Here is an 8,620-nt window from a genome sequence, read left to right as displayed (position 1 = left end):
GGCTCGGGGGCCCCAGCCCCAGCTGCGGCCCCCGAGCCCGCACCGGCACGCCCGGCGCCCGTGCGGCGCTCGAGCCAGCGGCCCGTGGCGGTGCCGCCGGAGCCGAAGCCCGAGCCCGCTCCGGCCCCCGAACCCAAGCCGGAACCGGTTGCGACGCCAGCGCCCGCCGCCTCCTCAGCCCCGGGCGAACTGAATGCCGCCGCGTCCGAGGCCGGTATCGACATGGCCAGCCTGGTCTCGATGCGTTCGACTCGCTGCAGCAGTGCTGATTCGGCGTCGCTCGCCGAAGGGAGCAGCAGGCGGGCGCACACCACTTCCAGCAGCAGACGCGGGGCGGTCGCGCCACGCATCTCGCCCAACCCGGCCTGGACCACCTCCGCATACCGGGTCAGGGTTGCCGGGCCGATTCGCGCCGCCTGTTCGCGCATGCGTTCCAGTACGTCCTCCGGCGCGTCGACCACGCCACGCGAGACCGCGTCGGGAACGGCTTGCATGACGATGAGGTCCCGAAACCGTTCCAGCAGATCGGTGGCGAATCGGCGCGGGTCGTGGCCGGCGTCGATCACCGATTCGACCGCGCCGAACAATGCCGCGGCGTCCCCGGCGGCGAGCGCGTCGACCGCGTCGTCGATCAACGCGACGTCGGTGGCGCCCAGCAGCCCCAGTGCGCGCTGATAGTTGACCCGGCCCCCATCGGAACCTGCTACCAGCTGGTCCAGCACCGACAGGGTGTCGCGAGGCGAACCCCCGCCTGCGCGGATCACCAGCGGATACACCGCCTCGTCGACAACGACGCCCTCCTGCTCGCAGATCCTGGCGATCAGCGCCCGCATGGTCCGCGGCGGCAGCAACCGGAACGGGTAGTGGTGGGTGCGCGACCGGATCGTCGGCAGCACTTTTTCCGGTTCGGTGGTGGCGAAGATGAAGATCAGGTGTTCGGGCGGCTCCTCGACGATCTTGAGCAGCGCGTTGAATCCGGCCGTGGTCACCATGTGCGCTTCGTCGACGATGAATACGCGGTAGCGCGACTGGGCCGGGGCGTAAAACGCGCGGTCGCGCAACTCTCGGGTGTCGTCGACCCCGCCGTGACTGGCCGCGTCGAGCTCGACCACGTCGATGCTGCCGGGCGCGTTCGGCGCCAGTCCTTGGCAGGAATCGCAGACACCGCACGGAGTGGGCGTCGGGCCTTGCTCGCAGTTCAGCGACCGCGCCAGGATGCGAGCCGATGACGTCTTGCCACAGCCGCGCGGCCCGGAGAACAGGTAGGCGTGGTTGATCCGGCCCGCTTGTAGCGCGATGGACAACGGTTCGGTGACGTGCTCCTGCCCCACCACTTCGGCGAAGGTTGCCGGTCGATACTTGCGGTAGAGGGCCACGGTGAGCAGGCTACTCAGGCCCGGTGACGATGCGCGCCCGGAGGGCGCGCTGAGGAGGCGGGCAATCCAGCCCACGCCCGGTGACGATGCGCGCCCCGGCGTTCATCGTCTCGGCGTTCATTCTGCGTCCAGGGCGCGCGGCACTCGCACTTTTGCGCCGTAGGCGCAGAGTCGACGCTAGAGAGTCTCCGTCGCGGCCAGCAGCGCGCATGTCGACAGCCCGTCGACCGCGTCGCGCAGATCCGGCAGCGACGGGAACGACGGCGCGATCCGGATGTTCTTGTCGTCGGGATCCTTGCGGTAAGGGAAGGAAGCGCCCGCCTCTGTGACCGCTATACCGGCATCCTTGGCCAGCGCGACGGTCCGTCGTGCCGTACCAGGCCAGACGTCGAGACTGATGAAGTAGCCGCCCTTCGGGTCGGTCCAGGAAGCAATCTTCGATTCACCCAGCCGCTGCTCCAGGATTTCGGCGGCCAGCGCGAACTTCGGCGCCAGGATCTGCTGGTGCCGAAGCATGTGCAGACGCACTCCGTCGGCATCTCCGAAGAATCGCAGGTGGCGCAGCTGGTTCACCTTGTCCGGGCCGATCGACTTCTTTGCGGCGTATTGCAGATACCACGCGATGTTGCCCAATGAGCCGCCGAAGAAGCTCACCCCCGCACCGGCGAAGGTGATCTTGGAAGTGGACGCGAAGATATACGGCCGGTTGGGGTTGCCGGCTTTGGTGGCCAGCCCGAGCACGTCGACCTGGCGGATGAAGTCATGCGTCAGCGTGTGGACCGCATAGGCGTTGTCCCAGAACAACCGGAAGTCTGGCGCAGCGGTCTGCATCTGCACCAGACGACGGACGTTTTCCCAGGAGTAGGTGATGCCGGTGGGGTTGCCGAACACCGGCACAGTCCACATTCCCTTGATCGCGGGATCGGCCGCGACCAGTTCCTCGATCAGACCGACGTCTGGACCGTCCTCGAGCATCGGAATCGGGATCATCTCGATGCCCAGGGTTTCCGTGATCGCGAAGTGCCGGTCGTAGCCGGGCACCGGACAAAGGAACTTGACGACCGGCTCTTGGGACCACGGCCGCGGCGAGTCCACGCCACCGTGCAGCATCGAGAAGACGACGACGTCGTGCATGAACTCCAGGCTCGCGTTGTTGCCCGCGATCAGGTTCTGCACCGGCAAACCCAGTAACTCGGCAAATATCGCCCGCAGTCCGGGCAGGCCGTGCAGGCCGCCGTAGTTGCGGGTATCGGTGCCTTCCGGGTCCTTGAAGACGTCACCGGGCAGCGCCAACAGCTTGTTGGAAAGGTCAAGCTGTTCGGGAGAAGGCTTTCCGCGGGTGAGATCCAGGTTCAGCTTCTTGGCCTGCAGGTCGGCGTAGTCCTGTCGATGCCGCTCGTGCAGCGCCGATAGCTCTTCAGGGCTAAGGGAATCGAACGGCACCATGCGGCCCTTTCGCCGTCGGGAATTGGAGGGAAACCCTGCATTCATAGAGGGGACCCCGCGCACCCGACAGAGCCCATTGACCCTTGCTGCCTTCCGGCCCTGGGGGAGTTCACAGGATAGACGCCGCGCGGGGTCCATCGGAGAGTGTAGTACCTGGCTCGCGACACTCAGCCAAGGCAGTGGCAGGTACTGGGGCCACCCCAAGGGTCTAGCGGCTACCATGGCCCACGGAGGATTCGCCTAGTGGCCTATGGCGCTCGCCTGGAACGCGGGTTGGGTTAACAGCCCTCGCGGGTTCAAATCCCGCATCCTCCGCTGCACGGTCCGCCTTGCGACCAGGGACGATCTTGGTCTGGCCGCGATTGGACGGACCTGAGTCACGAGCTTGAGGGACTTGAGGGAGTTATATGGGGCGCAAGGTCGCCATCTTGTGGCACGCATCGTTTTCGATCGGCGCCGGCGTCCTCTACTACTTTTGCGTACTGCCACGCTGGCATGAGCTGGTAGGCGATCTTTCCCGTCCGCTGGGGACCACACTTCGGATTGTGACCGGCGCGTTGATCGGTCTGGCAGCTTTGCCGGTGGTGTTCACGCTGCTGCGGACGCGCAGGCCCGAACTCGGCGCGCCACAGCTGGCGCTCTCGCTCAGAACCTGGTCGATCGTTGCTCATGTGCTGGCCGGGGTGCTGATCATCGGCACGGCGATCAGCGAAATCTGGCTGTCGCTGGACTCGGCCGGCCAGTACCTGTTCGCGATCTACGGGGCCGCCGCCGCGATCTTCGTCCTCGGCTTCTTTGGTTTCTACCTGTCGTTCATCGCCGAGCTACCGCCCCCGCCGCCGAAACCGATCAAGCCCAAGAAGGTCAAGGAACCTCGCAGCCGACTGGGCAAGAGGCGCGGCAAGGCTGTTGCGACTGGCGCTGACGACGAAGACGAAGACGACCTGGACGCTGACGACACCGACGACGCTGAGGCCGCTGACGACGCTGAACCGGCCGAAACCGAGGAAGCGCCCGCAAAGATCACCCTGGACAAGGACGCGAGCCCGAAAGAGCAGGAAGCGGCGGACACCGAAACCGCCGAAACCGTCGAGGCTCCCGTCCCCACGGCGGCTGAGCAAGACCAAGACGAAGCAGAAGCTTCTGCGGAGACCGTCGAAGCACCCGTCCCCAGCGGCACCGAGAAAACCGTCGAAGCAGCGGCAGCGCCGCGGCTACGCAACCGTCGGCCCACCGGGAAGACCTCACACCGTCGCCGCCGAACCCGTGGTGGAGTAGCGGTCGAGGAGTAGCGCTCAGCGGCGCCGCAACCTTTCCACGTAGTCGGCGATCGCCTGCTGAGTCTGATCTGCACCCCAGATCTGACGGACCTCACGATCGGTGTCGGCGCCGGCGCGGATTCTTTCCAGTGCCGCAGCTCGCAGCTGGGACTTCGTGTGGCGATATGCCTGCGCGGGGATGCCGCTGAGATCTGACGCTTCGGCCATCGCCGCTTCCATCAGGTCCACCTCGACTACGCGGTGGGCCAATCCCCTGGCGACCGCATCGTCTCCCCGGTAATTGCGGCCACCGAGCAGCACCTCCTCGGCGCGCGCACCACAGGCGTATCGCATGACTTCGAGTGCGGCGACCGGGAATGCGACACCGACCCGCACTTCAGCCGCACCGATTTGCGCGTCCGGGCTGGCCAGCCGCCAATCGCAGGCGCAAGCCAACACACAGCCGCCGGCGATGGCGGCGCCGTTGATGGCGGCCACCGTCGGCCCGGGATAGCTGAACACCGCTTCGAACGCGTCGGATAATGCTTGAACCAGCCGATCGGTGTAGGCCGCGCCGCCGTCGACCACGCGGTTGAGGTCGACGCCGGCAGAAAAGACCCGGCCGGCTCCGGTGACCACCAGCGCGTCGCCGCCGCTACGCGCCTGCTGCCGGAAGGCATCGGTCAACTCACCGAGAAACTCGACGTCAAGTGCGTTCACCCGCCCCGATGACAAGGTCAATACCCGGACCGCACCTACCGCTTCAATCTCGATCACAGTCCACTCCTACACCAGAGATCGCCGGAAATTGGGATCGGTAGCCGTTGCGGCCATTTGTACTTCTCTCATGACGACGCCAACAGGGGCGGCGCATGACGGAAGGAACTCCAGTGAAGCGTGTTATCGCGGTTGCGATCGGGACCATCGGCTGTGCGTCGGCGCTGGTGGGCTGCTCCAGCGGCGGCCACACCGCCAGCCCGACGGCAAACGGGCCGGCGAGCGTCTCCAACGGCGGCGGGACCGGTGCACAGGTCCAGGTCGGCGGTTCTGACCTGCCAGGCCTGAACCCCTCCTCGGTGACCTGCGTCAGGCAGGGCGGCAAGATCAACATCGGCAGCGGGTCCGCCGGCGGGCAGCAGGCGCTTGCGGTGGTGATGACGGACGCGAACCCGCCCACCGTCGACTCGCTGGCTCTGGTCGTGGACGGCAACGCCTTGTCGGTCGCGGACAACATGGGCGCCAAGGTCGGCTCGGCGAAGGTGTCGGTGGACGGCAAGACCTACACGATCACCGGGCAGGCCCAGGGTGCCGACCTGAAGAACCCGATGGCCGGAATGATCACCAAGGACTTCAACATCAAGGTGTCGTGCGGCTGATGTGGAGGGCTTCGGGACGGCGGGCTTGCGTTGCAGGCCCGCCGTTTCGCGTCGGTCGGTCCTATGATGCGGTCGTGACGATCGCCGAGGATCTCCAACGCGCGCAACGCTTGGCGTTCGCCGCCGACGAGGCCGCGGCCCGAGACCTGTTGGTGTCGCTGATGCCCCGGATCGAGGCGGCCGATCGTGACGATCAGTTGCTGGAAGTATTCGCCCAGCTCGGCGCGATCTACCTGGCGCGCGGCGCGAATGACGGAGTGCGAGAATGCATTCGGCGTATCCGGGAGCCGTTGACGATCTATCGGGGCATCCTGGCGGGCACCATGCCCGAAGCCGCCGCGCAGGTGCACATCTCTCACGCCGAGATCGCGCGCATGGTCCAGCGCTATTCGCGTAGGGCGCAATTTCTGGACGTCGGTTTGGCGGCAGCCCAAGGTGACCATGAGGGCGCCGAATCCGCCCTGGCCGCACTCACCGACGGTGATCAGGACGACCTGCTCACGCATGCCAAGGTGCTGTGTGCGATCGCACTGTGCGACGACGACCTACATGTCCGCTCGGTGCCACTGTGGGATCAGGTGTTGGCGGCTTTGGAGAGCGCCGCGAGCGGCACCGAAGCCGCGGATCATCTGTGGGTGTTGTCGGCCACCGGCTACGGAAGGTTCTGCATCGAGACGGGGCGACTCGCCGAAGCCGAGCCTTGGCTGCGTCGTGCGGGAGCGCGGGCGCAGGCCCACGGCTGGGAATTAGGTTACGCCCGAACGCAGTTGGAGCGGGCAGCCGCCGCCTGGACGACCGGCGACCACGACATGACCGAACAACTGGTGTCTGAGGCTTATCCGGTGATCGCACGGTACGCGCGAGCCCACGAGGTATCCCGCTGCTGGCTGTACTCGGGCCTGACCCGGCTGGCAAGCGGTGCCCTGGATGCCGCCGACCAGTGCTGGGAGCAGGCCGAGAGACATTGGCGAGAATTGGGCAAACCACTGCATTTGCACCGCATTCTGTTGCAACGCAGTTGGATAGCGATCTTCTGGGGACGCTTCGCCGAAGCGGTCGAGATGATCGCACAGGCCCGCGAGTTGCTCGACTCCACCCCGCGGAGCAGTTGGCTGCAGTACGCCCTGCTAGACAATCATCTTGGGACGGTCTGGCGTGCGGATGCGCTGTCCGACATGGGCTTTGACGGCTCGGGCGACCCCGACGAGTCATTACAGGAGACCGAGGCGCGACACGCTGAATCGCTAGGCATCCTCCGTGGCGAGGTAGGTACCCCGGAGTACCGGCGCGCGATGACCAAACTGGAACAGGCCGCCGAACTCAAGGTGCCGGCGGCACTTGCGGTCGACTCCGTCCGTTACTCCATCGCCGATGCAGATGCTCGATCACGTTGGGCGGCACGGGTTTCGGCGCCGATCCTGGCTAGTGCCTTCGCGGTCGCCTGGGAGTGGGAGAACACCGAACTGCTCAGCGAGCTGGTTGAGTACCACAGTGCCCGTGGCACTTTCGAAACCGAAAGCCAGCAGCGGCGGGTCGGCGAATGGGAGTCCGCCGCGGCCGCCGCGGCATTCCTCGATGCCGGGGACGAACTGGACCCGGCGATGGTCGCGTCGGGTCTGCCGTCAAGGAGCGGACGTTCGCTGACCCGGCTCGGTCCGCTACCGCCGCTGCGGATGGAACCCGGCGCCGCGCCGATCATGAGTCACTATCGCGCACTGGCCCTGGCACGCTACGGGCGCGACGTCACCGCCGCCGAGCCAGCGTGGTCGACCTGGCCATGAGAGATCCGGGCCGACTGACCCTGGTGCTGCGTTACGCCGATCTCGGGATCGCCACCTATGCCAGCCTGCGCATAGTCGGCCGCCCGTCGCAGACCGTCAACTGGGTCGTGGAAGACCCAATTCTGTTGGCAGCGCTCGAGGAATTGACCGAGGCCCTGCCCGAACCACACGGCGACGAGAGCCGGCGGGACGCCATCGAGCGCGCACTGACCCGCGGCCCGTTCGCCTCCCCCGACACCGAACTCACAGTTGCCTACATTCTCGGGGTCCTGCTGATCGGCGCCGCTGGCTGGCAATTGCTGGCCGAGTGCGTGGCCCAGTCGTCGGAACGACGCCCAGCACTGTTCATCTCCCCCAGCGCCCGGTTGGCGCGGGTCCCCTGGGGCCTGCTGGCACTGCCTAAATCGGGTCCGAGCAAAGAGGAATTGGTTCGGGCCCGCCAGGACGCGATCACTTCCAGCGGGCGGGTCGCAGCCCGGATCCCTTGGCAGCTAACCGATGTCAAAGAACACACCGATGGATACCGGTTAATGGAATTGGTCGACGTCCTGTTGGCGGTGCCGCAGAACATCGTTCACGCGCCGCGCACACCAGCCGGATGGGAGGCGCGGCGGGACGGCGCCCCGGTACTGATCCTGGATCCGCGCGTGCCGGGACAGCGTCCGGACTCGCCACTCGGATCGGTACTGGGCAGACCGTCGGCCCACACACCGTTGGCGGAACATTTCGCCGAGTTGATGCGGCACCGACCGGTGCTGCCCCATGTTGAGAGTTCCGTCGAACTGTTCCGCCGTCAGGACACCGACCGCTTCTGGCTCGCGGATATGTTGGCGCAGAGTCCAAGTCGGCTGCTATACGTCGGACATGCCAGCTCAGCCGACGGCGAGGGCGGCGGAGACGCGGCCCGGGCCGCATTGCACCTGGCCTGCACCGCGGCGGCGGCCGGCGAGGCCGGGGAGGCTGGGGGGGACATCGGTAATCACCGCCCGCTGACAGCGTCGGATCTGATGTCGTTGCGGCTGCCGATGCCACCGCGGGTGGCACTGTTGGCGTGCGCGTCCGGCGGCGACTATCGGTTCGACGAGGCCGCCGGCCTGGTGGCGGCGATGATCTTGGGCGGTGCGCAGTTGGTAACCGCCACGCTGTGGTCGCTGCCCACCACCGCGGCGTACCGGCAGTTCTCCAATAGGGGCGAGGGTTTTCCGGACCCGATGGCCGATGTCGTAATCGCTGTCGACGAAGGGCACCGGGACACCGAGGCCGCGTACGCGGTAAATCGTTGGCAGCGCGCACAATTGCGAAGCTGGCGGGACGGAACCGTCACCGCCAGCCCACTGTATTGGGGTGCGATGGTCACCTTCGCTGTCGACGGTGCCCGCTGA

7 protein-coding genes, 1 tRNA gene and 1 other RNA gene are annotated in these 8,620 nt (G+C 66.6%); 5 read left to right on the top strand and 4 right to left on the bottom strand.

The genetic code is table 11. The annotated features are described in order from the left end of the window. From A5634_RS25985 to ffs, 3 genes are all read right to left on the bottom strand, one after another. The coding region (locus tag A5634_RS25985; RefSeq protein ID WP_253861914.1) for a DNA polymerase III subunits gamma/tau at positions 1 to 1,376 on the bottom strand (1,376 nt) is incomplete at its 3' end. Positions 1,377 to 1,553: 177 nt separating this feature from the next. After that, positions 1,554 to 2,819, bottom strand: a complete 1,266-nt coding sequence (locus A5634_RS25980) for an aminotransferase class I/II-fold pyridoxal phosphate-dependent enzyme (RefSeq protein WP_155769741.1) — start codon at positions 2,817 to 2,819, stop codon at positions 1,554 to 1,556. 46 nt (positions 2,820 to 2,865) lie between these two features. After that, positions 2,866 to 2,962: signal recognition particle sRNA small type (ffs, locus tag A5634_RS25975), an RNA gene on the bottom strand. 89 nt (positions 2,963 to 3,051) lie between these two features. On the opposite strand from ffs, the gene A5634_RS25970 reads away from it, so the two are divergent. Next, positions 3,052 to 3,137 (top strand) — tRNA-Ser (locus tag A5634_RS25970). A gap of 92 nt (positions 3,138 to 3,229) precedes the next feature. Continuing rightward, the gene (locus A5634_RS25965; RefSeq protein WP_065146896.1) at positions 3,230 to 4,114 is read left to right on the top strand and encodes a hypothetical protein; all 885 of its coding nucleotides are present in this window, start codon (positions 3,230 to 3,232) and stop codon (positions 4,112 to 4,114) included. Between the two features lie 3 nt (positions 4,115 to 4,117). On the opposite strand, the gene A5634_RS25960 is transcribed toward A5634_RS25965, so the two are convergent. Further along, entirely contained in the window at positions 4,118 to 4,858 is a 741-nt protein-coding gene (locus A5634_RS25960) for an enoyl-CoA hydratase/isomerase family protein (RefSeq protein WP_065146895.1), read from the bottom strand. A 146-nt stretch (positions 4,859 to 5,004) separates the two neighbouring features. Here A5634_RS25960 and A5634_RS25955 point away from each other — a divergent pair, with 146 nt between their 5' ends. The 3 genes from A5634_RS25955 to A5634_RS25945 all read left to right on the top strand — a co-directional run bounded on the left by A5634_RS25955 (position 5,005) and on the right by A5634_RS25945 (position 8,620). Next, complete coding sequence (locus tag A5634_RS25955; RefSeq protein ID WP_172831795.1) at positions 5,005 to 5,457, top strand: lipoprotein LpqH; 453 nt, start codon at positions 5,005 to 5,007, stop codon at positions 5,455 to 5,457. 74 nt (positions 5,458 to 5,531) lie between these two features. Next, on the top strand, positions 5,532 to 7,238 hold the full coding sequence (locus tag A5634_RS25950; RefSeq protein ID WP_065146894.1) for a hypothetical protein: 1,707 nt from the start codon (positions 5,532 to 5,534) through the stop codon (positions 7,236 to 7,238). Further along, the gene (locus A5634_RS25945; RefSeq protein ID WP_065146901.1) at positions 7,235 to 8,620 is read left to right on the top strand and encodes a CHAT domain-containing protein; all 1,386 of its coding nucleotides are present in this window, start codon (positions 7,235 to 7,237) and stop codon (positions 8,618 to 8,620) included. The genes A5634_RS25950 and A5634_RS25945 overlap by 4 nt, the downstream gene beginning before the upstream one ends.

Origin of the sequence: Mycobacterium asiaticum (assembly GCF_001673365.1) — a bacterium.
Taxonomy (GTDB): Bacteria; Actinomycetota; Actinomycetes; order Mycobacteriales; family Mycobacteriaceae; genus Mycobacterium; species Mycobacterium asiaticum_A.
Note: the sequence above shows the minus strand (reverse complement) of the source record. Positions and strands in the feature narration are given on the sequence as shown.